Annotated in this window: 18 protein-coding genes and 1 tRNA gene; 8 read left to right on the top strand and 11 right to left on the bottom strand. The window is 39.8% G+C overall.

Annotated elements, in window-relative coordinates; genetic code table 11:
- Positions 1 to 18: 18 nt before the first annotated feature.
- Positions 19 to 1,809, bottom strand: a complete 1,791-nt coding sequence (locus AAZR93_RS15225) for an AsmA family protein (protein ID WP_434720295.1) — start codon at positions 1,807 to 1,809, stop codon at positions 19 to 21.
- Positions 1,810 to 1,958: 149 nt separating this feature from the next.
- Complete coding sequence (locus tag AAZR93_RS15220) at positions 1,959 to 3,347, bottom strand: uracil-xanthine permease family protein (RefSeq protein WP_294107135.1); 1,389 nt, start codon at positions 3,345 to 3,347, stop codon at positions 1,959 to 1,961.
- Between the two features lie 234 nt (positions 3,348 to 3,581).
- On the opposite strand from AAZR93_RS15220, the gene gltS reads away from it, so the two are divergent.
- Positions 3,582 to 4,796, top strand: a complete 1,215-nt coding sequence (gene gltS / locus AAZR93_RS15215; RefSeq protein WP_294107136.1) for a sodium/glutamate symporter — start codon at positions 3,582 to 3,584, stop codon at positions 4,794 to 4,796.
- Between the two features lie 93 nt (positions 4,797 to 4,889).
- Here the strand turns inward: gltS and recG are convergent, their stop codons facing one another.
- The 5 genes from recG to gmk form a co-directional block, all read right to left on the bottom strand.
- Complete coding sequence (recG, locus tag AAZR93_RS15210; protein WP_434720294.1) at positions 4,890 to 6,971, bottom strand: ATP-dependent DNA helicase RecG; 2,082 nt, start codon at positions 6,969 to 6,971, stop codon at positions 4,890 to 4,892.
- A 90-nt stretch (positions 6,972 to 7,061) separates the two neighbouring features.
- Positions 7,062 to 7,772 carry a tRNA (guanosine(18)-2'-O)-methyltransferase TrmH gene (gene trmH, locus AAZR93_RS15205; RefSeq protein ID WP_434720293.1) on the bottom strand — a complete coding sequence of 237 codons (711 nt, stop codon included), beginning with the start codon at positions 7,770 to 7,772 and terminating at the stop codon, positions 7,062 to 7,064.
- A 34-nt stretch (positions 7,773 to 7,806) separates the two neighbouring features.
- On the bottom strand, positions 7,807 to 9,924 hold the full coding sequence (spoT, locus tag AAZR93_RS15200; RefSeq protein WP_434720292.1) for a bifunctional GTP diphosphokinase/guanosine-3',5'-bis pyrophosphate 3'-pyrophosphohydrolase: 2,118 nt from the start codon (positions 9,922 to 9,924) through the stop codon (positions 7,807 to 7,809).
- 19 nt (positions 9,925 to 9,943) lie between these two features.
- Entirely contained in the window at positions 9,944 to 10,219 is a 276-nt protein-coding gene (gene rpoZ, locus AAZR93_RS15195) for a DNA-directed RNA polymerase subunit omega (protein WP_294107140.1), read from the bottom strand.
- Between the two features lie 55 nt (positions 10,220 to 10,274).
- Positions 10,275 to 10,898 carry a guanylate kinase gene (gmk, locus tag AAZR93_RS15190; protein ID WP_336430733.1) on the bottom strand — a complete coding sequence of 208 codons (624 nt, stop codon included), beginning with the start codon at positions 10,896 to 10,898 and terminating at the stop codon, positions 10,275 to 10,277.
- 302 nt (positions 10,899 to 11,200) lie between these two features.
- On the opposite strand from gmk, the gene ligB reads away from it, so the two are divergent.
- Positions 11,201 to 12,919, top strand: coding sequence for an NAD-dependent DNA ligase LigB (ligB, locus tag AAZR93_RS15185; RefSeq protein ID WP_434720291.1), 1,719 nt, complete (start codon positions 11,201 to 11,203; stop codon positions 12,917 to 12,919).
- A gap of 53 nt (positions 12,920 to 12,972) precedes the next feature.
- On the opposite strand, the gene AAZR93_RS15180 is transcribed toward ligB, so the two are convergent.
- Positions 12,973 to 13,587, bottom strand: a complete 615-nt coding sequence (locus AAZR93_RS15180) for a trimeric intracellular cation channel family protein (RefSeq protein ID WP_294107143.1) — start codon at positions 13,585 to 13,587, stop codon at positions 12,973 to 12,975.
- A gap of 123 nt (positions 13,588 to 13,710) precedes the next feature.
- On the opposite strand from AAZR93_RS15180, the gene AAZR93_RS15175 reads away from it, so the two are divergent.
- On the top strand, positions 13,711 to 15,036 hold the full coding sequence (locus tag AAZR93_RS15175) for a DUF3748 domain-containing protein (RefSeq protein WP_434720290.1): 1,326 nt from the start codon (positions 13,711 to 13,713) through the stop codon (positions 15,034 to 15,036).
- A 388-nt stretch (positions 15,037 to 15,424) separates the two neighbouring features.
- Here AAZR93_RS15175 and AAZR93_RS15170 read toward each other — a convergent pair whose 3' ends face one another.
- A complete protein-coding gene (locus AAZR93_RS15170) occupies positions 15,425 to 15,694 on the bottom strand; it encodes a YceK/YidQ family lipoprotein (protein ID WP_434720289.1) in 270 nt (89 codons plus the stop codon).
- Between the two features lie 429 nt (positions 15,695 to 16,123).
- On the opposite strand from AAZR93_RS15170, the gene AAZR93_RS15165 reads away from it, so the two are divergent.
- Entirely contained in the window at positions 16,124 to 17,782 is a 1,659-nt protein-coding gene (locus AAZR93_RS15165) for a putative transporter (RefSeq protein ID WP_336430737.1), read from the top strand.
- 459 nt (positions 17,783 to 18,241) lie between these two features.
- Here AAZR93_RS15165 and AAZR93_RS15160 read toward each other — a convergent pair whose 3' ends face one another.
- Together AAZR93_RS15160 and AAZR93_RS15155 are read right to left on the bottom strand one after the other, a co-directional pair.
- Entirely contained in the window at positions 18,242 to 19,498 is a 1,257-nt protein-coding gene (locus AAZR93_RS15160) for a valine--pyruvate transaminase (RefSeq protein ID WP_294107147.1), read from the bottom strand.
- Between the two features lie 204 nt (positions 19,499 to 19,702).
- Entirely contained in the window at positions 19,703 to 20,266 is a 564-nt protein-coding gene (locus tag AAZR93_RS15155; protein ID WP_434720288.1) for a DNA-3-methyladenine glycosylase I, read from the bottom strand.
- A 200-nt stretch (positions 20,267 to 20,466) separates the two neighbouring features.
- On the opposite strand from AAZR93_RS15155, the gene glyQ reads away from it, so the two are divergent.
- The 4 genes from glyQ (at position 20,467) to AAZR93_RS15135 (ending at position 25,601) form a co-directional block, all read left to right on the top strand.
- Positions 20,467 to 21,375: a glycine--tRNA ligase subunit alpha gene (gene glyQ / locus AAZR93_RS15150; protein WP_434720287.1), complete on the top strand. Its 909-nt coding sequence runs from the start codon at positions 20,467 to 20,469 to the stop codon at positions 21,373 to 21,375.
- 9 nt (positions 21,376 to 21,384) lie between these two features.
- Positions 21,385 to 23,454 (top strand): glycine--tRNA ligase subunit beta, encoded by a 2,070-nt coding sequence (glyS, locus tag AAZR93_RS15145; RefSeq protein ID WP_434720286.1) that lies wholly within the window; start codon positions 21,385 to 21,387, stop codon positions 23,452 to 23,454.
- A 201-nt stretch (positions 23,455 to 23,655) separates the two neighbouring features.
- Positions 23,656 to 23,732, top strand: a tRNA-Pro gene (locus AAZR93_RS15140).
- Positions 23,733 to 23,978: 246 nt separating this feature from the next.
- A complete protein-coding gene (locus tag AAZR93_RS15135) occupies positions 23,979 to 25,601 on the top strand; it encodes a ShlB/FhaC/HecB family hemolysin secretion/activation protein (RefSeq protein ID WP_434720285.1) in 1,623 nt (540 codons plus the stop codon).
- Positions 25,602 to 25,761 lie beyond the last annotated feature (160 nt).

The following is a 25,761-nucleotide window of genomic DNA, read 5'->3' as shown; positions in this document are numbered from 1 at the left end:
GATTATTACGTAATGAATCTATTGTGCCACTAATGATGGTATTTGCAGCTCTGTAGGTAAAGGGCTCTGTGATGTCGATAATGCTTCTGGTTGTATCATCGAAGGCTCTGAGGTTTCAGATTCAACGGATGAAGTCACTTCACCTTTAATAACCGTGCGATACATGCGCTTACCTTGCAAAGGGATTGCCATGAGTTCACCATTTGTACTTTTAGCCAGTGAGGTCGCAAGTAAATCCCCTTGTAATGTGACATCAAAATCACCCAAAGTCTGAGGTGGGAAACCTTGCCATCCCCATTGATTTAAGTCAGCTAAATCAATGTTTGTTCCCGATGCACGCAGTAAAAATGGGATTTTTTTAGGTTCTTGTTTTACTAATAACCCAAGCTTGCTAATACCCTTATCGGTACTCACTGTTAAGCTGGCCGCCGCAGACGATTTTCCACTTTGACGGATTTCCATAAATGGGCGGCGTACCAGAACTTGGTTAATTGTGCCGCTATCAGCATTGAATGTCGCTTTACCGCTCCAAATTCCCCATTGTTTTTGTTTAATCAGATCAACGTTTTCAATGTTGGCACCGAGCGCTGTAAACTCAAATGGAAATTGCGGTTGGATATTCATAAGTAATGATTGTGATAGTGTAAATTTTTTGATGGATATGCCAGAAAGCCAAGAGGGGGCTGGTTGTGCGAAAAACTCAAGCCAATCCTCTGGTAAGGTATATAAAATACCGGCTAATTTAGCATCAGCGATGGTGAGTATTTTATCATTACGTTGCCAAGTGCCACTTAGGTTAAATACCCCTTTGTTATAGTAGCCTGATAGTTTCTCAATATTGATATTATCAGTATCGATATTAAGCTCACCAATCAATGTATCTAGCTGCTGTTCTTTAATAACCAACTGATCCATATTGAAGCTAATCTTGCTTTTCGGGCTACTCCAGCTTCCTCTAACAAAACTAATTTGATCTATTTCAGTGCTGAGCCCTGCTAGCGCCCAATCTTTACCTTGAATATCGATATTTGTAAGTTCAAGATTTTTAATCTGTAGCGGATTATTACTATTGATAGCATCAAATAGGTTGTTAAAAGTGAGATCATTTTGCCAGCCCACTTTATTCATGACGAGACGATCAATATTGATTGAACCATCGGTGAAGGCTTTTCCTTCACCTGCAATATAGCCATTATTAAGGTAGCCGCTCGCTTGGCTGATTTCAGTGACTTTTTCCTGTAACTTTCCGGTAATTGCTACATTTCTAAACGCTAATTGATTAATGCTCATCTGGTTAGTCGTAAAACGAAATTCACCGTAACCAAAAGGGTGGTTTATTGTTGGATGCCACGGGGTGATTCCTCCCGTGAAGCCAGATACTTGTATCGTTTTATTTGCTTGTTTTAATTGAAGCTGGCTATTTTCAAATTGCAGGATATCAGCGGATAATGGAATTTTTGTCGAATTTTCAGCACTAATTGCAGCAATTTCCCCTTGGGTAATTACTAAACGTCGAATTGCGGTGCCGTTAAAAATATTACGCCAATTGACATCAATGACGATTTGGCGGGCATTTAATGATAAATCTTTATTTTGCGATTCTAATTTAACATCTTGAAAAATAAATTCGCCCGCATTCGAAAACTCATGGCCCATGATACCGACCTCGATATCATAATCAGTAAATTTACTTAAAAATTGACTTGCATAGGAGGCACCCCAGCGAGTTTGCAGCCCTATATAGGCGAAGACTATCACCAGTAAAAATAATAGAAGAGCGTATGTAATTAGCTTAGTTAACCATTTCATCATCTATACCTGTGATACTTCAAGTTGTCGGAGCGTTGGCTTTATTGGCTACTTATTACTTAAAGTAGCTATCCGTTAAATGTCGAGCAATTAAGGATAGCATACAGAAGAACCGCCAGAAGATTCAACTCTGGCGGTAGAATGATGGACTATTTTTCGAGGGGAAAGATTAAATTCAGAACAATTGCAGTAAGACCGCCAGCAGCGATACCTGATGAAAACAGTGTTTTTAGCCAGTCAGGCGCAAATTGTAATATCAATGGTTGCTGAGAAACGCCCATTCCAACGGCCAAAGAAAGCGCAATAATCATAATGGCACGGCGGTTAAGTGGCTCACGGGATACAATTCGAACACCCGAAGCGGCAATGGTGCCAAACATCACAATTGTGGCACCGCCTAGAACGGGTTCAGGAATTTGTTGCACAAAACCTGCGACCGCAGGAAACAAACCAAGTAATACCAGCATAGATGCGACAATATAACCGACATAACGACTTGCAACGCCAGTTAGCTGAATGACACCATTATTTTGGCCGAAGCAAGAATTTGGAAAGGTATTGAAAACAGCCGATACCATCGAATTCAAACCATTGGCTAAAACGCCGCCTTTGATACGTTTCATATATAACGGGCCTCTAACTGGCTGCTCAGAAACGTCCGACGTTGCGGTAATATCACCAATAGTTTCTAAAGATGTCACCATAAAAATTAAAATCAGCGGGATAAGCAGATTCCAATCAAATGACAAACCATAATAGAAAGGCTCTGGAATAATGATAATTGATTGTTTTGCCTCAGCAGCTTGAGCCGCCGGCAGCATATCCATCCACCAAGCAACGAGATAACCCACTGCCATCGCAATGACGAGAGATGCAACGCGTAAATAGGGGTTCTTTTGTCGATTAAGTAAGATAATGACCGCGAGTACTACGCCGGCAAGGATTAGGTAGTCAGGAGAGCCAAAGGTATTGTCGCTGATAGCGCCATAACCGCCGCCAATAGAGGTCAAACCAACTTGAATGAGTGATAAACCGATAATCATCACGACAACGCCTGAAACTAATGGCGTAATGACGCGGCGAGCTAAGTGTAGAAAGCGAGATAAAATAACTTCAGCGAGTGCGGCAACAAGTAGTGTGCCAAATAATGCAGCCATCATTGATGGAATATCTGCTCCGCCTTGTTTAAGTGCAACACCCCCCATAATCAAAGGTGCAACAAAGTTAAAGCTCGTGCCTTGAATCGAAAGTAAGCCAGAGCCAATAGGCCCCCATGCTCTAATTTGTATTAAAGATGCTATACCCGATGCAAATAACGACATACTGATTATGCGCTGAGTATCGTGAGCTGGTAGTCCTAACGACTGGCAAATTAGCATTGCAGGTGTAATAACGGCAACGAACATTGCAAGAAGATGTTGCCCAGCAGCAAATAGCGCTTGAGGTAGCGGTGGCCTATCTTCAAGCCGATAAATCAATTCACTTTGTGGTTGTGCCGTTGTTTCAACGTTCTGTTTTTCAGACGCTGTTGTGTTCATTATTTTATTTCCTGCCGCCAAAAAACGCATTGTAAATGGACTAGCCCAAAAAGCAATCGTTTGCGTAAAATATTTTTTTTATTTTTTAAATTGATAACATCACATTTTTATATGTTTTAACTTGTGTTTAGTGTAGATTTTTTTTCTAATCCTATCACCTGCTTTGGCGTTTTAAGGAAGAAATTAACGTCTTATTTAGTTTTATATAATATTAACAACAGACGAGGTACGTACATGTATCATCTTGATGTCTACGGTACTCTGGTAGCAGCTACGCTAGTGTTATTGCTTGGACGTAAACTTGTAAAATCGGTTCCCTTTCTTGAGAAGTACACAATTCCTGAACCCGTTGCGGGGGGATTGTTAGTTGCTTTTAGTCTTTTACTTATTAAGCAACTTTTTGATTGGAGCCTTTCTTTTGACTTATCACTGCAAGAACCCATGATGCTAGCATTCTTTGCTACAATTGGTTTGAATGCGAATTTAGCCAGTTTAAAAGCTGGTGGCAAAGCGTTATTTATTTTTATCTTTGTCGTTGTAGGCCTGTTGCTAGTGCAAAATACTGTCGGTATCGCACTCGCAAAATTATTGGGTTTAGATCCACTCATGGGGCTGTTAGCCGGATCAGTAACTTTATCAGGTGGGCATGGTACAGGTGCTGCTTGGGGTAAAATCTTCGTTGAAGATTATGGTTTTAAAAGTGCAACTGAAGTTGCTATGGCTTGTGCAACATTTGGTCTAGTTTTAGGTGGCTTAATCGGTGGGCCTGTTGCACGTTTCTTAATTCGCAATATCCCAACGCCAGGCACTGCATCAGATGAGCAAGATGTACCAACGGCATTTGAAAAACCCCAATCTGGTCGTATGATTTCATCAATGGTATTAATTGAAACCATTGCTTTGATCGCTATTTGTTTGTTGGCTGGGAGCTATATTTCAGAGCTTTTAGCAGGAACCGCGTTTGCTTTACCTAAATTTGTCTGCGTGCTTTTTGTCGGTGTCATTTTAAGTAATAGTTTGTCTTTACTGGGTTTTTATCGTGTTTTCGATAGAGCCGTCTCTGTTCTTGGAAACGTCAGCCTTTCATTATTCCTTGCTATGGCATTGATGAGCTTGAAGTTATGGGAATTGGCGTCTTTAGCCATTCCAATGATTATTATCCTTGCGGTACAAGCTTGTGTGATGGCAGGTTACGCGATTTTTGTGACCTTCCGTGTTATGGGCAAAAATTATGATGCTGCCATTTTAGCGGCTGGGCATTGTGGTTTTGGTTTAGGGGCGACTCCGACCGCGATTGCTAATATGCAAGCGGTAACCGATAAGTTTGGACCATCTCATTTGGCATTCTTAGTGGTGCCAATGGTCGGTGCATTCTTTATTGATATTGTGAATGCACTCGTGATCAAACTTTACCTATGGTTACCTATTTTTCCAACGATCGGTGGGTAACATTTTTTAAAAACAATAATATATAGCAGGTATTGCCGTGACATTGTTCACGGCAATTTTCATTTTAAGGCGTTATTTAAGTATGGGGAGTATTTAAGCGTGGCTGTATTGCTCTCGCTCAGGGAGCCATCTCTCGATAATTTGTTGGGCATTGTCAGGGTAATGTTGTTGGATATGTCGAGCAATCCGTTGTACTTCTGGCAACATATATTGGTCACGAAGTAGGTCAGCAACTTTAAAATCTGCATTACCTGTTTGTCTGGTGCCGAGTAATTCACCAGGGCCTCGGATTTCAAGATCTTTTTGGGCAATGACAAAGCCATCATTACTATCACGTAAGACTTGTAAGCGTTGTTTGGCGGTATGTGTCATTGGTGTCTTATAGAGCAATACACAGTGCGAGGCGATAGCCCCACGCCCGACTCGGCCTCTTAATTGATGTAATTGTGCCAGCCCAAGGCGCTCAGGATTATCAATAATCATCAAACTTGCGTTAGGGACGTCAACACCGACTTCAATAACAGTAGTTGCGACCAAAAGTTGAATTTCATTATTTTTAAAAGCAGCCATAACACTTTGTTTTTCTGATGATTTCATTCTGCCATGAACTAATCCAACTTTTAGCTCGGGTAATGCTAAAGCCAGTTCTTCACTGGTAACTTGTGCTGCCTGCGCTTCTAATAACTCGGACTCATCAATTAGAGTACAGACCCAATAAGCTTGTCGCCCTTCGTCAATACAGGCTTGTCTGACGCGTTCAATAATATCGTTTCGTCTTGTATCTGGAATAGCGACAGTAGTGACCGGTGTTCGACCCGGAGGAAGTTCATCAATAACGGAGGTGTCTAAGTCTGCATAAGCCGTCATCGCTAACGTGCGTGGGATTGGCGTAGCGGTCATAATCAATTGATGTGGATGAAAGCCTTGTTGTTCGCCCTTCTCTCGCAGAGCGAGGCGCTGATGTACTCCAAAGCGGTGTTGTTCATCAATAACAATCAATCCTAATGATTTAAATTTGATTTGTTCTTGAAATATGGCATGTGTACCGACCACCATCGCAACTTCGCCATTGGCAATGGCTTCCTGCTGCTGCTGGCGTGCTTTACCTTTTTGTTTACCAGCAAGCCAACCAACTTGGAGACCCATGGGTTCAAGCCATTGTTTGAAGGTATTGACGTGTTGTTCAGCGAGTATCTCGGTGGGGGCCATTAACGCAACTTGTTGACCATTTTCAATCGCACAAATGGCAGCTAGCGCTGCAACAAGGGTTTTTCCTGATCCAACATCCCCTTGAATTAATCGCATCATGGGGGCATCTTTCATTAAGTCCTGTTCAATTTCAGCGACAACCCGATTTTGGGCATTCGTTGGTGAAAATGGTAACTGTGCTAATAATTGGGATTTTAATTTTCCAGTTGGTGTTAATGATTTGGCATAAAGGCGTTCATTGCCTGCTCGGATCGCTAACATACTCAAATGGTGAGCTAACAATTCTTCGAGTATGAGCCGTTTTTGTGCAGGATGATGGCCTTTTTCAAGTTCACTTAACTCAACATCTGGCGGTGGGTTGTGTAGTAAACGAATCGCATCAGGTAAGCTGATTAAACCACGACTAAGTTCATCCGGTAGAAGTTCTTTAATATTTCCGCTTTCAAGCATCCCGAGTGCTTGATCCATTACTTTTCTCAGTGTTATTTGACGAACACCTTCAGTGGTGGGGTAAACTGGCGTCAAATTTTCCTGAAGGGTAATATTATCGGTATCTTGAGATACTTTATATTCGGGATGAATAATTTCAGGCCCTTGCATGCCTCGGCGGACTTCACCGTAGGCGGTCACGCTGCGCCCTTCAGCTAAATTATTTTTCATTGCAGCAGAAAAATTAAAGAAGCGTAACGTCAAATTTCCGGTTCCATCACTGATGAGACAAGTCATCATTTTTTTACGACCAAACAGTACTTTGGTTTGTAAAACTTCGCCTGTCACTGTTGCCGTCGTACCAGGAAGAAGATCGCGAATTTGATAAAGGCGGGTATGGTCTTCATAGCGAAGAGGAAAATGTAATAGCAGATCTTGAACAGTGTTCAAACCTATCTTACTCATTTTTTCTGACTGGCTGGCACCAACGCCATGTAAGGAGGTCAGTGAAATGGTATCAAGTAGCCCACTATTCATGGTTTCGTCCTTAATCTTATACTCGCAATGCTTCAAGTTACGGCGGAATTCAGTTTTTCCGAGTCATAGGTTTTGGGTAATTAATGAATCTTATTCTTTGTAGTTTGATTTTTTATTTCGTTGTTGCATTTGCGCCCACCATTCATCGTCGGCTTCAATTTGCCCTATATTATTAATGTAAGGGCGAGCAAGTCCTTTACGCTTAGAGACCTCAGCTAAGACAGGATAGCCACCTTCAAACAAGCATTCTTGCTGTTCTTCTTCAGATAATAAACTATGTTCTCTTTCATACATTCCTGCGAGCTGACGTTGGCGCTGCGCTTCATATAAAATAAGTGCAGAGGCGACAGAAACATTAAGAGACTGCACCATCCCAGCCATTGGAATAATGATGTGTTGATCTGCAAGAGCTAAGGCTCTAGGCGAAATGCCTTTTTTTTCTTGTCCCATCATAATACAGGTTGGGCGGGTATAATCAATTTCACGAAAATCTACGGCGTGATCGGATAGATTTGTCGCTAAAACCTGCATATTCTGTGATTTTATTGAGAAAATAGCTTCTTCGGTAGATTGGTGAGAGATGACTTTTACCCAGCTATTACTACCAGCGGCGGAAGAGACAGATAGTTTGACGTGTTGATCAGGCCAAATCCCATGGATTTGATGTATACCTACAGCGTCTGCACTGCGAACAATGGCAGAAACGTTATGAGGCTTATGAATTTCTTCAAGGCAAATGGTTAGGTCGGGCTGCCGCATCGCCATCATTTGGCAAATGCGGCGATAGCGGCGTTCATTCATAGTTAATTAGAGTATCTTGTTAATTAATATATCGTTAGTTACGATTTCGACTGACTCGCAGAACATCAGGCATAATACGTATTTTGCGCATAACATTGGCCAATTGGACACGATTCTTCGTGGTCAGACGGATAAAGGCGCAATAGACACGGCCATCTTTTTCTTCGGTATTCATGCTTTGAATGCTTGAGTTCGCATCATTAATAGCTGCGGTCAAGTTAGCAAGTGCACCTTGATGGTTAATCATGTCGACTTTGATTTCTGCAATGAAATCTGTGTCAGTTTCGTTATCCCATTCTACCGCCATAAATTTATCGGGCTCTTTTTGGTAGCCTCGAATATTACGGCATGATTCATGGTGAATAACTAACCCTTTACCAGGGCTGATATGGGCGATGATTGGGTCCCCAGGAATAGGGCGACAACATTTTGCGAATGTAATCAAGACACCATCAGCACCTTTGATCGATAATTTATTACGACTTTCGACGATGATTTGGTCGTCAGGAGTGGTTTGCGGGTTGTTCTGTAAGTTACGTGCAACCACCACACTCATGGCATTACCTAAACCAATTTCAGCCAATAAATCATCGATAGAATGCAGTTTCATGCGAGCCAATTCAGCATCAATATTGGCTTGCGGTACATCACTTAATTTATTTCCAGCACCGAGTGCGTGGTTTAATAACCGACGACCTAAATTAACCGAGTCTTCTCGTTTTAAATTTTTCAGTAATTGACGTATTTTGGCGCGAGCTTTAGAACTGACCACAAAGTTGAGCCAAGCTGCATTCGGTCTTGCGCCCGGCGCGGTGATAATTTCAACCGTTTGACCACTCGTCAGCGATTGAGACAGTGGATAAGGTTGACGGTCAACGCGGGCACCAACACAGGCATGGCCAATATCGGTATGTACCGCATAGGCAAAGTCAACGGGTGTTGCGCCAGTGGGTAATTCAACAATACGACCTTCTGGTGTGAACACATAAATTTCATCAGGGAATAAGTCTGATTTCACACTCTCAATAAATTCAAAAGAGCTTCCTGCGCTTTGTTGGAGCTCAAGTAAGCTTTGCATCCAGCGTTGAGCTCTAACTTGTGCAGTTGTGCCTTGTTCGCCTTGTTCTTTATAGGCCCAGTGTGCAGCTACTCCCATTTCAGCCATTTGATCCATATCTTCAGTACGGATTTGAACTTCAACAGGTACGCCGTGTGGCCCAATTAATGAGGTATGCAAAGATTGATAGCCATTTGCTTTGGGTATCGCAATATAGTCTTTAATACGTCCTGGACGAGGTTTATACAGGCTGTGCATTTGGCCTAGAACGCGATAGCAAGTATCGACATCTTTAACAATCACTCTAAAAGCATAGATATCCATGATGGAATGGAATCGCTGCTCTTTTTGATGCATTTTACGATAAATAGAGTAAAGATGCTTTTCGCGCCCACTGACTCGGCACGGTACACCAGCCTCTGTTAATCGACCGTCAATTTCAGAGAGGATTTTTTGGATCATCTCTTTACGGTTACCACGAGCTGCTTTGACAACTTCTTTGATAACACGATAGCGGTTTGGATACAGAGCTTCAAAACCGAGCTCTTCTAACTCAGTTTTAATATGGTGTATACCTAGTCTGTGTGCTAGGGGGCTATAAATCTCTAATGTTTCACGCGCAATACGTCGACGCTTATCTGGCCTTAATGAGCCAAGCGTGCGCATATTGTGAGTGCGGTCTGCCAGTTTTATCAAAATAACCCGGATGTCTTTTACCATCGCCATGATCATTTTGCGGAAGTTTTCTGCTTGAGCTTCTTTTTTGTCGCGAAAATTTAATTTATCAAGTTTGGATACGCCTTCGACAAGACCGGCGACGGTAGTTCCAAACAATTGCTCTATATCCTGAAATGTCGCTGGAGTATCTTCAATCACATCATGAAGTAGCGCGGCCATTAATGTCTCATGATCCAAGCGCATTTCAGCTAAAATACAAGCAACAGCAACTGGGTGAGTAATATAAGGCTCACCACTTGAACGGGTTTGTCCTTCATGGGCATCCCGTGCAACGACATAGGCTTTTCTCAGTAATTCAATCTGCTCTTTAGGAAGATATTTTTGAATGACTAGATTAAGGCTTTCAAACAGATACAAGGCAGACCCACCTTAGTGATTAGCGACGACCTTCAGCGATAGCAGATACTGCCTGCATTTCAGCCGCTTCTTGCTCTTGCTGCTCTTGACGCTCACGGACATCTAAAATGTGACCGTTAATTAAACCTTCTTCTATTTCACGTAGCGCGATAACCGTATATTTATCATTTTCTTCAGGAACGAGAGCGTCTTTACCACCAGTTTGTAACTGACGAGCTCTACGTGCTGCGACCAATACGAGGTCAAAACGGTTACCAATTTTCTCTACTGCATCTTGAACAGTTACGCGTGCCATAAGTGTGCTACTCCAAAGAAATAAAAAATGACCTGATATGATACTGAAACTATTCTCAGTCTGCTAGTAATTTGCTGATTAAAGCATCATGTCTCTGAATTTGACGCTCCAATTTTAAACGCTCAGTACGTATAATTGATTGTAGATCGCTTAATGCCGTATTGAAATCATCATTAACAATGAGGTAATCATACTCATTATAATGTTCAATTTCACCAACAGCTTGCGACATACGTTTTTCAATGACTTCATCACTATCTTGGCCTCGGCCACGAAGTCGACGATAAAGCTCATCTTTTGACGGAGGGAGTATAAAAATACTACGCGCTGCGGGCATTTTATCCCGAATTTGTTGCGCTCCCTGCCAATCAATATCAAGAAAAACATCAACACCACTTTTGAGTACATCTTCAATGATAGGTTTAGATGTTCCATAGTAGTTTCCAAAAACACAAGCGTGTTCTAAAAACTCATTATTTTCGGCCATCTGTATGAAATCAGCTTCAGAAACAAAAAAGTAGTGCTCACCATGAACTTCTCCTGGGCGCGCTGCTCTTGTTGTATGAGAAACAGAAACTTGAGTGTCATACAATGGTTGCGTCTTCAACAGAGCCTGGATCAGACTTGATTTACCTGCACCGCTAGGGGCGGAAATTATATATAACGTGCCTTGTATCATGATGGTTTCTTGAATAATCGAGGGTTAAACATAAAAGATAGTGATAAACCTCACATAGTATACACGTACTTAACCTAACATGCAGCGTTATCAATAAATCATGGATAGCTGAAAATAAAATTTAATTCATAGCCGAATTGTGAACAGGTTCCAAAAATTAATTTTATTCCCATGAAATTAACATTTGTTTTGCGAAGCGTTTTGCAATTCGTTGTATTTATAGCGGATGGTAACGAAAAAGCACTTCATGATTAAGGCCGAGGATAAATTTTTAGGGCAATAAATGATAACAAGGAATAGTTATGGCTTGTGCCACAAGGAAACGTATTTTAATTGTAATTTATTATATAAGCGTATTGATAATCACATTCGGTAGTGGAATTAAATTGGCTCAAGCCTCAAAAGTTGAATCAAAAGAAATTAATAGTGATTGCCATACGCGAAATATGACTCTATTCGCTAAAGAAAATTATAAATTGGGTGAACAATTACAACAGTGGAATGAAGCGTATCGTTTAGCGGGGAATAGTCCGGTGAACGATGAAATTTATGATCAACTTTTTGATAAGTGGCAGCGTCGGCAACGTTGCCAAAATTTATCAGATGTTCTCTCTGAAGTGAATATCTCGCAACAATCTGATTTGATTAAGCATCCTATTCCTCATACTGGTTTAAAAAAGCTTAATGAAACTGAGATAAATACTTGGATAAGTTCTCGTAACGAGATTTGGTTACAACCGAAAATTGACGGTGTTGCCGTTAGTTTAGTGTATGAAAGAGGGCGACTTGTTTCTGTTATTAGCCGAGGAAATGGTATTGAAGGGCTAAATTGGCGTGAGAAAGCGAATTTTATTCCAGCTATCCCGAAAAAAATTACTACGCAGGAACCATTATTAGTCTTACAAGGAGAAATTTATTGGAAGCTGGCTAATCATGTACAAGAAAAGTATGGGGGAATGAATGCAAGAAACAAGATTGCAGGTTGGCTAATGCGAAAAATTTCACCTATTCAAATAGAAAATGATATCGATATATTTATATGGGCTTGGCCAGAAGGGCATCCAAAATATGAAATACAACTTGGGCGACTAACTGAATTAGGTTTTGCATCGGCGGAAAAATATAGCCATAAAATTGAGAACATAGCGCAAGTAAAACAATGGCGTGAGCATTACTATCGTAGCCAAATGCCTTTTGCAACAGATGGTATTGTATTAAAAAGCTTTCCCCCACCAAAAATTACTGCATGGCAGCCAAGTCAAAATAGTTGGGCGATCGCATGGAAATATCCATTGCAGAGTGTTGTTTCAGAAATTAAAGACTTGCAGTTTCGTGTCGGACGAACGGGACTTGTTAGTGTAGTTTCAATCATAGAACCTATCGAAATAGACAGTAAAATAGTGCGTAAAGTAAATGTGGGATCTCTAAATACATGGAAGAAGAAGGATTTATTGGTTGGCGATCAGGTGCAAGTTTCTTTAGCGGGTCATGGTGCACCTAAAATTGAGAATGTTGTTTGGCGTTTAAAAAAGCGTCAATATCCTGATACTACCAAACTTGAACAGTTTCATTTTTTAAGTTGTTTGAGGTATTCGCCTGATTGTTTTCAGCAGTTTACTGCAAGGTTAACGTGGCTTGGCAAGCAAATTAAAATTAAAGGGGTGAGTGAGGCAACTTGGCGGTTATGGGTTGAAAATTATGGCATCACGCAGCTTACAACTTGGTTATCTCCTCATTGGCAGCAACAGTTACCAAATACGAGAAAAACAGCTCAATTTATCAATCAATTGCAAGTCGCCATGTCGCAACCATTAGGTCTATGGTTAAAAGGCTTTGGCATTCCATTGAAGCAACAACAAATTATGAAAATAAAAAGTTTAGATATGATTTTTAATTCTACTTTTTTAAAAGATATAAATGTATCTAAGAACCAAAAGAAAAAACTAAACCAGTGGTTAGGAGAGCCTGAGATACAAAAACTATTGAAGATACTGCAAGAAGTAAAACAAACAAGCCATTAATTATATAATGAATTAATGGCTTATAGTGATGGATTATGTATGTTTTTTTAGGTTTAATCTTGATTTTCGTAATTGAAAATAGGTAATCCTAAGCGGTAACGTATTGCGATTAACCTAGCACTCAAACCTGTCACTAATGTAATAATCACCACAATATCTTGTGGGAGAGGGGTATAAAGTAATCCAATATAAATCCATGCCGCAGCAAATGAAACGCCAGCATAGACTTCTTTTTGGAAAACAAGCGGAATAGTATTACACAGCATATCTCTGAGTACGCCGCCAAATACACCCGTTATTACCGCCGCAATTGCTGCAATAATAGGGCTATAATTCATATCTAGTGCTATTTGAGCACCAAGAATAGAAAAAACAATTAAGCCAATTGCATCAAGGATAAGAAAGAGTCGTCGTAAATGCTTCATCATCGGCGCTATCCACATAGTGACGACAGCAGCGCCTGCTACAGTGAGGATATACTCAGGGTGTTTAACCCAACCCAAAGGATAGTGACCAAGAAGAATGTCACGTACAGAGCCACCGCCAATAGCGGTTGCTGAGGCGATAATAATGACACCGAAGACATCCATTTTGCGACGACCCGCGGCAAGAGCACCGGTCATGGCTTCTGCGGTAATACCTATTATATAGAGAACACTTAATAACATAATGGTTTTATTCAATACTAAAGTTATTGCTAAAGGGTAATATGCCTTGCGTAAATTCTCGACTGAGATTTTCTAGTATCTCGCATGACAGATTAGTTAAAGTAATCCGATAGTCTGTGTTAAATGATGTTAAAGGATAACAGATTGAATAGTCAATTACCTTATAAAGAAACACGTATAACCGATGACAAAAGAAGTCATCAACTTACTAACATTAATGTTTGGACGCCTGATAGTCAGTGGTTAGCGTATGATGTTCGCCCTAGTGGCAGTTCATTTACGGGGTTATCAATAGAAAAAATTCATGTGAAGACAAAGCAGCAAGTCGAAATTTATCGTGCAAAGTATGGTTCACATGTTGGCGTGGTGACGGTCAGTGCTGAAAACCCACCGCGATATGCATTTATTCATGGTCCTGAACACCCTGATGAGCACTGGCAATATGATTTTCATCATAGAAGGGGGGTATATGTTAATGATGGCGAGCTTAATGTGACTCATGGTATTGATGCTATGTGTATCACGCCTCCCTATATTGTAGGCGCCCTGAGAGGGGGGACTCATGTACATGTGTTTAGCCCTGACGGAAAATGGTTGAGTTTTACCTATAATGACCATGTTATGCATGAGCTTGGCGTGCAGTATGACCAACGCAATGTCGCTGTGGCAGTGCCTGCCGGTAGGGTGAGTGTCGAGCCCAAACGACATGCAAGAGAATACAGCGGCGATTATTTTTGCAGTGTAGTGAGTGTCACAACACAGATGCCTAAACCAGATAGTAATGAAATTAGCCGAGCCTATGAAGAAGGGTGGATAGGGCAGCATGGCTATTTAAACGCTTCTGGGCAGTGGCAGGAAAGGGCTTTAGCGTTTATGGGTGATACCCATGCGAATAATGGTGATGTTATCCCTGAAATTTATATTGTTGACCTTCCTAATGATGCTGAAAATTTTAAAATAGCAGGGGATCAGCCAATTCAGGGAACTGAGTTTAGTTTGCCGTCGCCCCCTAAAAATGTTTATCAAAGGCGGCTGACTTTTACACATAAAAGAACATATCCAGGGTTAGCTAAACAGCCGAGGCATTGGCTTAGGTCATCACCAGATGGAAAGTTTATTGCTTGCTTAATGCTTGATGATAATGAAATCGTCCAGTTGTGGTTAGTTTGTACAATCACGGGTGAACTTTTTCAAATTACATATGGGGCATTATCCATACAATCGGCTTTTAATTGGGATAGTAGAGGTGAGTATATTTGTTTTGTTTATGATAATTGTGTTGTGCGTTGTCAGATCAGTACTGGTGAATTACAGGTGTTAACAGCGCGAACAGAGCTAGCACCTGTCGCTGATGCGATAGTATTTTCCCCTAATGACCGTTTAATTGCTTTTATGCGTGACGTTGATGGTTTTAGGCAATTATATATGGTTGAGACTGGGCTTGGGTAATTGGGGCATCATTTTATATTTGTAATTATTATGAATAGAGAGATGAATATGCTTCATTTTTCTATTCGTTATATTTTATCTCGAAAGATTTAATCAAATGACTATAAAATTTTTATAAATTATAAATAAATGCATTGAATGGGTTTGTAACGACTAAAGTCGACTATAAACTAAGTGTATTGTTTTATTGAATTTATATCTTAAGAAAAGTAATTTTATTGAGTTAAATTTGATAATGAGTAGATGAAAGCCACCTATAAATGATGGTTATATACTGCGTGAATTATATGAAACATCAATTATTAAAATTTTATTTATTAGTATTAATTAAAACTCAATACAAAATAGTGTATGAAAATATATGAATGAGCTAGATTATATATTTTAGTTATTGTTCTGTAATATTCGTTGTGACATGTTCATGACTTTTTTCTTTTTTATCAAGCTCTTCAATTCGTTTTTTGGGTGAGTCAGCGCTTGAGTTATTATCTGATTTTGCATAATCGAGGGGAATTAAAAGCGTATCCATGACCATAGAAAATGGTAAATCGATAGCTAGCAACGGTTTAACAACCCAGCCGGTTTCTTCATCTTTAATCATTTTAATACTGTTTTTAGATCCAGGATAATAACCTTCTGTTGGTCCCGCATGTGTCATAATGCTTGAGCATCCACATAATATAAATGGAGTCATAAGAGCGAATAATTTTACAAAAATTAAATTCGGCATATCATTTTTCAGCCTGTATTTAGATTGTGATTTCTAACAGTTGTTTATCATAACGAAAAACAAAAAATTCACAATCACAGTGTTGTACTATTATTTGAACATAGAATATTGCTAATTGTTCATTTGCTGTATTAAATCCAGATAGTTGTGAATAAAGTTAATGAATAGAGGTTAATTAGGTCGTTATTTGTTATCAATCAGAAAGTTCGACAGTATTAACTCATTAATTAGTCTTGAACTGTGCTCTATTGCACATATTACTCTATTCCTATTTGGCATAATCGATTCAGTTGTATGTTTTGTCATCGATTTTATTTTTGTTTTTTGGGTAACTTGTCGTCAAAAGGATAGCGGTCTATGAGTGAATTGGCTCTTACTGTGAGTTTGTTGGCGTTGGCTGCCGCACTGGGTTTATGGATTGGTAACTGGAAGATCCGTAATGTCGGACTGGGGATTGGAGGCGTTTTATTTGGCGGGATCATTGTTGGCCACTTCTCTCAAAGTTATGGTTTGCAGCTTAATAAAGATATGCTGCATTTTATTCAAGAATTTGGCCTGATACTATTTGTTTACACTATTGGTATTCAGGTTGGCCCCGGCTTTTTCTCGTCTCTACGCGTATCTGGCTTAAAGCTTAATGGTTTTGCGTTGATGATTGTCGTGTTAGGCGCTGTTGTTACTGCGATTATCTATAAAATTTCAAATATTCCACTTCCGATTATTTTAGGTATTTTCTCTGGAGCTGTAACTAATACGCCATCTTTAGGTGCTGGTCAGCAAATTTTAACTGATTTAGGTTCTGATCCTAACCTCGTAGGCCAAATGGGGATGGGCTATGCCATGGCTTATCCGATGGGTATCTGTGGGATTCTACTGGTGATGTGGCTTGTCCGTGTTATTTTTAGGATTGCAGTCGATAAGGAAGCCTCGACATTTAACAGTGCTAATTTTCAGCAGCGGGATACGTTGCAAACAATGAATATTGCTGTTCGAAATGCAAATTTAGACGGATTGATGATGCAGGACATTCCTCTATTAGGTAGTGAGGAAATTGTTTGTTCAAGATTAAAACGTGGTGAGACATTGATGGTGCCACAGCCTACTTCTGAAATTCATTTAGGTGATTTACTCCATGTTGTTGGGCAAAAAGAAGATTTGAATAAAGTACGTTTGATCTTAGGTGAAGAAGTTGATGCATCATTATCGACCTCTAGCCCTGTGCTGCATTCGGTACGCGTTGTTGTGACTAATGATAAAGTCTTAAGTAAGCGGCTAAAGGATCTTAATCTTAAACAAAAATATGATGTGGTTGTCACTCGCTTAAATCGTACAGGTATTGATCTAGTTGCAAATAATAATTCTATTTTGCAATTTGGGGACATTCTCAATATTGTCGGTCGTCCTGAATCTATCGAAGCGGTTACAGCTTTGCTTGGAAACGCAAAACAAAAACTACAACAAGTCCAAATGTTGCCAGTTTTTATTGGTATTGGGTTGGGGGTTGTTTTAGGGTCAATTCCAGTATTTGTACCCGGTTTCCCCGCAGCGTTAAAGCTTGGGCTTGCAGGAGGTCCACTTGTTATTGCGCTGATTTTAGGACGTATTGGTACTATTGGACGACTTTATTGGTTTATGCCACCAAGTGCTAACCTTGCTTTGAGAGAGCTCGGTATTGTGATGTTCCTTGCTGTGGTTGGATTAAACTCTGGTGGTGATTTTATTGATACCTTAATAAAAGGTGATGGGTTAACTTGGATTGGCTATGGTTTGCTTATCACATTTATTCCGTTGTTTATTACGGGTGTTGTGGCACGAGTGTTTGGCAAAATGAATTACTTGAGCTTATGTGGTGTACTCGCGGGTTCAATGACAGACCCTCCTGCTCTTGCATTCGCTAATAATATACATCCAACAAGTGGTGCCCCTGCATTGTCTTATGCAACCGTTTATCCTCTAGCGATGTTCTTGCGAATAATCTCCCCTCAATTGCTTGCCATATTATTTTGGACCATATGATAATCTAGAAATAAAAATAAAAGCTCTCTGTTAAAAACAGGGAGCTTATTGTTTTATATGATTTTTTTGGATTTTACTAACTTATATTATTTCAATAATTTAAAATTTTTCGTATTTAAAACATAAATATTGAAAATATATGTGCTTCTGTATTCAATTTCATCAGCGTTGTTCGAATAGTATTAGGACATATAGCGCTAAAAAGCACGCTTGTTCAAGCAATGACGATATGAAAATAGTGTTTTAATAGACCTGAATGATATTCGTATTGAAAGAAACATTTGATTTCAATTACGGAGTTCTCGCTAATTTTTGCCCTTTCTTTATGAAAGGGCTTTTTTTGTTTGTTATTCAGGTATTTTGTTTAGAACCTATTGTTTAAGGCCTATTACTTAGTCGCCATTATTTAAAATTTATTACTTAAAAGCGATAATAAATAATGGCATTTAAAACAGCAAATTAGCAGGGAACTGTTTGATATGCCTTTTCAAGTTCTTCTGCCAGTATTTTAATGCCCTGCTCAATTTTTTCGGGTTCAGGTACATAATTCATGCGCATACATTGGTGTGCATGTGGCCAATCTTCTTCGATTCCAGGGAAAAAATAATGCCCTGGCACCATCAAAACGCCACGTTTTTTCAAGCGCTGATAAAGTTCTAGGCAACTAATTGGCAAATCTTTAAACCATAACCACAAGAAGATAGCGCCTTCAGGTTTGTGAATAAGGCATTTATCTTCAGGTATATAACGACGAATAATTTGAATTGCTTCTTCAACGCGTTGTTTATAAAACGGTCCAATTACATTTTTGGAGAGCGCAAATAAGTCATCTCGCTTAAGCATTTCAAGTGCTAATGCAGGGCCGATACCACCGGGTGCGAGGCTGATAATTCCATTTATATTACTCACCGCTTCAATAATTTCTTCGTTAGCAATAATTATTCCGCAACGAGTGCCAGGTAGGCCAAGCTTTGATAAGCTCATGCATAGAATAACGTTTTCATTCCAAAAGGGTGTCGCATCGCTAAAAATAATACCAGGGAAAGGGACACCGTAAGCATTATCAAGCAGTAAAGGAATATTGTGCTGTTTAGCGAGTTGATCTAAGTGTTCAACCTCTTCATCTGTGATGACATTACCTGTTGGATTCGTTGGGCGAGAGACACAAATAACGCCAATATCATCAGTAACTTCTAATGTATTAAAATCGACGCGATATTTAAATTGGCCATTAGGTAAAAATTCAATTTGCGGCTTGTTAGCGACAAAAAGGTCGCCATCTAGCCCTGAGTCAGCGTAGCCAACATATTCAGGGGCTAGAGGAAATAGAACTTTACGGGTGATACCATCTTCAAAGCGACCAGCAAGCAAGTTAAATAGATAGAAAAACGCACTTTGGCTACCGTTGGTTAGTGCGATATTTTTCGCACTGATATTCCAGCCTAGTTTTGCGTTTAGAGTTGCCGCTAGCGCTTTCAACATGGCATCTTTGCCCTGTGGACCATCATAGTTACATAGAGTGTCTGTTAATTGACCATTTTCACACATCTCAGCTAACAAAGTCTGGAAGTATTTATCCATTTCAGGAATGTGAGCAGGATTACCACCACCAAGCATAATAGCGCCAGGAGTTCTTATGCCTTCATTCAAGTCTTTCATCAACAGTGAAATCCCTGAATTTTTAGCGAATTTATTACCAAATTTAGAAAATATCATCTCATTTATTCACATATGTTTATTAGATTGTTAATGGAATTTTAAACATACCCTGCCGGGCACCAGAGTTCAATAGCTCATTTATGTGCCTATATGAAACAAATGACCAGCTAATCTTTATGAATTGGTTTTTTGGATTGATATTTTAATTAATAGTAGAGTGTTTCTCTTATTATGAGTATTGGTTCATCCATAAATACTGATTTATTTAAATTGACAACAATTAACCAAATGGTCATTTATCAGACCAGTTGCCTGCATAAATGCGTAACAAGTGATTGATCCTACAAATTTGAACCCCCGTTTTTTGAGTGCTTTAGATAAGTCTTTAGAAAGATCTGTTTCAGCCGGAATTTGAGAAGATTCTGTCCAATTGTTAATGATGGGTTGATGATTAACGAAACTCCAGATAAAAGTTGCGAAGTCTTCACCATTTTCAGCCATGTTTAGATAAGCTTTAGCATTTGCGATGATTGCATTAATTTTTGGTCTGTGTCGAATGATCCGTGGGTCTTGCATAAGGCGTTCAACATCAGTTTCATTCATAGTTGAAATGCGTTCAGGATCAAAGTGATAAAATAGCTCACGATAGCCTTGGCGTTTTTTTAAAATTGTGTACCAAGATAACCCCGCTTGTTGGCCTTCTAAGCAGATCATTTCAAATAAATGTTGGTTATCTCTATTGGGCTTTCCCCATTCTTTATCATGATAGGCGATATAATCAGGGTCTTGGTTTACCCATTGGCAGCGAGTGAGTGACGTATCCATTTTTCATCCTTTTTTTTATCTGGTATGTTTGCTTCAATATTTAGAATATTTATACTGTATAAATAACCAGTTTAAAAGAGAGAATAGAATTTTTTTTTATTTTTAGAATAAATACAGACAGATTGGGTGCTGTATATCTAGCGGTCAAAGGGTATACTGGCGTACTTCCTATAATTTAACGTATCGCGTGCGGATCTAACATGCAAAAGTTTGATACCAAAACCTTCCAAGGTCTTATCCTGACATTACAGGACTATTGGGCGCGTCAAGGCTGTACCATTGTTCAACCACTGGACATGGAAGTCGGCGCAGGCACTTCTCACCCAATGACATGTTTACGTGCACTAGGCCCTGAGCCTATTGCTGCGGCTTATGTTCAGCCTTCTCGCCGACCTACTGATGGTCGCTACGGTGAAAATCCAAATCGCCTACAGCATTATTATCAATTTCAGGTGATCATCAAGCCATCTCCAGACAACATCCAAGAGCTCTATCTTGGCTCGCTAAAAGAGCTCGGTGTTGACCCAACCGTACATGATATCCGTTTTGTTGAGGATAACTGGGAAAATCCAACGCTAGGTGCTTGGGGATTGGGTTGGGAAGTGTGGCTAAATGGTATGGAAGTCACTCAATTTACGTATTTCCAACAAGTCGGTGGCCTTGAATGTAAGCCTGTCACGGGCGAAATCACTTATGGTCTTGAGCGTTTGGCGATGTATATCCAAGGCGTTGACAGTGTATATGACCTTGTTTGGTGCGATGGCCCATTGGGTAAAACAACGTATGGTGATATCTATCATCAAAACGAAGTTGAGCAATCCACCTATAACTTTGAATATGCTAATGTAGATTTCTTATTTACATGCTTTGATGAGTATGAAAAAGAAGCACAATATCTGCTGGCCTTGGAGTCGCCTTTGCCACTTCCTGCCTATGAACGCATATTGAAAGCCGCTCATACTTTTAACTTACTGGATGCCCGTAAGGCTATTTCAGTCACAGAACGCCAGCGCTATATTTTACGCATTCGTACCCTTACTAAAGGGGTTGCTGAAGCTTATTATGCTTCTCGCGAAGCGCTTGGATTCCCTATGTGTCATAAGAATTAAGAGGCTGTCATGACTCAACAGACTTTCCTTGTGGAAATCGGCACAGAAGAGTTACCGCCGAAGGCTCTTCGTTCATTAGCCGAATCATTTGCCGTAAATTTTACATCTGAACTTGATAGCGCTGATATTGCCCACGGTTCAGTCAGCTGGTTTGCCGCTCCTCGCCGTTTAGCATTAAAAGTGGCTGATTTAGCATCTTCTCAACCGGATCGCGAAGTTGAAAAACGCGGACCTGCAATTTCGCAGGCTTTTGGGGCTGATGGTCAACCGACTAAAGCCGCCGAAGGTTGGGCGCGTGGTTGTGGAATTACAGTTGATCAAGCAGAACGTTTGACGACAGATAAAGGCGAATGGTTGCTTTATCGTGCTCAAATGAAAGGCCAATCAGTCAGTGAATTATTGATTGATATGGTGAGCCGCTCTCTTGCGAAACTGCCTATTCCAAAATTAATGCGTTGGGGAGATAAAGAAACCCAATTCGTGCGCCCTGTTCATACGGTCACGTTGCTTCTTGGTAGTGATGTCGTTGAAGGCGAAATTCTTGGTATTAAGAGCGGCCGTACAATCCGCGGTCACCGTTTTATGGGTGAAGCTGAATTTACTATTGATAACGCCGAGCAATACCCTACGATACTGCGTGAGCGCGGTAAAGTCATTGCTGACTATGAAGAACGCAAAGCAATCATTAAAGCAGGTGCTGAAAAAGCGGCTGCAGCATTAGGTGGTAAAGCAGATTTAACAAATAGTCTGCTTGAAGAAGTGGCTTCATTGGTCGAATGGCCAGTTGTATTAACCGCTAAATTCGAAGAGAAGTTTTTAGAAGTCCCTTCAGAAGCTTTAGTTTATACAATGAAAGGCGATCAAAAATATTTTCCCGTTTATGATAATGCAGGCAAGTTAATACCTAACTTTATCTTTGTGACTAATATTGAATCTTCTGATCCTCAGCAAATTATTTCGGGGAATGAAAAAGTTGTGCGTCCGCGTTTAGCAGATGCTGAGTTTTTCTTTAAGTCCGATCGTAAACACCGCTTAGAAGATAATTTACCGCGCTTAGAAACTGTTTTATTCCAAAAACAACTAGGTACGCTGCGTGATAAAACTAATCGTTTAGAAGCATTAGCAGGCTGGATTGCAGGCAAAATAGGTGCAGATGTTAATCATGCTACTCGTGCGGGTTTATTAGCTAAATGTGACTTGATGACTAATATGGTTTTTGAGTTTACTGATACTCAAGGTGTTATGGGGATGCATTATGCACGCCATGACGGTGAGTCAGAAGATGTTGCATTAGCGCTAAAAGAACAATACCAACCGCGTTTTGCTGGTGATGAACTGCCTTCTACTGATGTATCTGCTGCTCTTGCGCTCGCTGAAAAAATGGATACGCTTGCCGGTATTTTCGGTATTGGTCAGCACCCTAAAGGGGATAAAGACCCGTTTGCTTTGCGTCGAGCTGCACTGGGTGTTCTGCGCATTATCGTTGAAAAAGATTATCAGCTTGATCTTGTTGAAATGACACAAGAAGCTGCTCGTCTGTATGGCGATAAGCTAACCAATGAAAATGTAGTCAACGATGTTGTTGAGTTTATGCTTGGTCGTTTCCGATCTTGGTACCAAGAGCTTGGCTTTAGTATCGATACTATTCAAGCGGTATTGGCTCGCCGTCCAACACAACCAGCCGATTTTGATGCTCGAGTTAAGGCTGTGTCTCACTTCCGTTCTTTAGATGAAGCACAAGCATTAGCGGCCGCTAACAAGCGTGTATCTAATATTCTTAGCAAGTCTGATGAAAAATTAGGTGATAGCGTTTTAGCATCTGTTCTTAAAATGCCAGAAGAAGTTAAGCTTGCGACTCATGTAGTAGTATTACAAGAAAAATTAGCTCCAATGTTTGCTGATAGAAATTATCAAGAAGCATTGTCTGAGTTGGCTTCTTTACGTGATGTTGTTGATGAGTTTTTTGCAAGTGTGATGGTTATGGATGAGGATCAAGCGGTACGTATTAACCGCTTAACATTGCTGAGCCAACTGCGAGAACTATTCTTAAAAGTTGCGGACATCTCTTTATTGCAATAATTAACTATTTGATTCTTTTTTAAGTGCAAATAGGATTATTTAAAATAAGCGCTAAACAATTGTTAGCGCTTATTTTTTTGCCAAAATAGGCGAATTTGCTAAGAAACCTTACCGTTTTGATGGTTTTATCAGCAGACGAACTGAATTAGATAAAAATGGGTTGACGAACTCAGCGCTCGGCAGTATTATTCACACCGTTTTCGGCGAGTAGCGCAGCTTGGTAGCGCAACTGGTTTGGGACCAGTGGGTCGGAGGTTCGAATCCTCTCTCGCCGACCAAATTCCTAAGCCCACCTCATTGAGGTGGGTTTTTTCGTTTTAGCCTTTCTAACTTTGTTCTATTCCTCCTTCTCATTTTTCAGAGTAAGTTTCCTTGCACATAATAGCTGTGATCTGTTGAGATAACGGTTTGTGGCGTTAATGTCATTAATCGTATTGCATGGTCTTTTTGCTGTTATAAATTCTTATTTTTCTTTGAGTTTATACCAAAGCAAATTAAAGGATTTTCATTACAAGGACTCGTTAATGAAACCAAAATACAGTGTAGGATTTGCACTTTCTCTTATGTTGTTTCTTGGGCTATTTTTGTCCATAACACCTATAGTCCAAGCTCATAGTGATAGCTATGCATCAAAGCTTCCTTCCTCATTGAATCCATCCGATGTACAGCCCTGCATTACTGTTAGGCAGGTTCATATAGAAGGTGTTGCCCTGTTTAACCTTATAGAGCCAAAGCGTATAAATGAATGGAAACGGTTAATTGAAGGTAAATGTGTGAATGACAGTGCTCTGATAGATTACGCGGAGTTGATCACTTCAGAGCTAGAACAGGCTGGTTATGCTACATCTTATTTATTTTATCCTGAACAGAGCTTTTCATTCGGGGTATTAAAAGCCACGTTAGTGGCAGGGAGAGTTGCAAATATTACTTATCAAGATACCGCTCATGGTGATAGGTCATTATCAAATGCTTTTCCCGTTACGAATGGTCAAGTATTTAACTTAAGGCTTGTAGAGCAAGGATTGTACAATTTACAAAATACGTCTCTTATTCCTTATAATATTTATTTAGTACCAGACGATAATGAAACTCAGTTAATTGTTGAACGTACTAAAGAAAGGGCATTTAAGGGGTTGTTTTCTATTGAGTCATTGAAATTAGATGGTTCATTGAATAATTCTGTTGGTAACACTTTCATGTTGGCAAATCCATTGTTGTTAAATGATTTTTTTTATACGGATATTAGCCATGATTTTACTAAAGAGACAAATAATAAAGGGATAAATAGTAACGCAATATCAGTTGGATTTTTTTATTCATTACCGTACCAATATTGGTTGTTTTCCACTTATGGTGGTTATCAAGAAAGCCAAAGTAAAGATTCAATCGATGAAACTGTGTTATTGCTGGAGCAACGTAGCCGCATCTTATCGTTAGACGCAAAATATATATTAAGGCGTATGCAAAACACACTGACAGCATTGAGCTTTGGTTCTCAGGTACAGACATTAGATACCTTCTTATCTCATCAACGTTTAAAGACACAAAGACGTCTGGCAAGTTACGTCATGGTAGGGTTGGATCATAAAATTGACTTCTCTCAAGGCCATCTTACATTGTCGTTAAATTATAAACAGGGTACGGATTGGTTTGGTGCTAATGCACACCAAATTACGGGGTTAGATAAGCCTCAAATATATCAGCTTTCTATTGCTGCTCAACGTTCGGCGTTGTGGTTTAAACAACCTATTTATCATCAACATAAAATGGAAGTTCAATTAAGCCGTTCAAAACTTGATAACTTATTGGAGCAAGGGATTTTGATTGGAAAATTTGGTCTGAGTGGCTTTGGTAATTCAGAGGATGATTTTAATATGGGAGATAATAATTTAATGCTAAAGAATGAATTGGGTTGGGTGACACCTTGGAAAGGCACCCAGCTTTATACATCCTTAGATTTGGGTACCACTTCAAATGATAGAGCGGGATTTTGGCATGAGAATTTATTGCTTGGTGTTAGAGCTGGTACTCGGGGATGGCTAGAGTCTGTTGCTTACCATTTCTTTGTCGAATCGCCAGTCTGGAAAACTGAGAGTATGAGAAAAAACCAATTTAGTGGAGGTGTAGAATTGAGTTTTGGCTACTAGTTGATAATATTTTATATATTCTATCGTTGCTAAATTATCATTAAGATTATGCTAAGTAAGCAGGTTCTCATTTATAAACTTTTAGGCTGTAAGATAAATCAATAGAAATGACGTTATTTATGAAGCTATCGACTGGTTAAATTTTTGTTAGCTATTAGCA

The organism is Providencia sp. Je.9.19 (assembly GCF_051129765.1).
Classification (GTDB): Bacteria; Pseudomonadota; Gammaproteobacteria; order Enterobacterales; family Enterobacteriaceae; genus Providencia.
The sequence above is the reverse complement of the archived record's forward strand: the minus strand, read 5'-3'. Positions and strand labels throughout refer to the sequence as shown.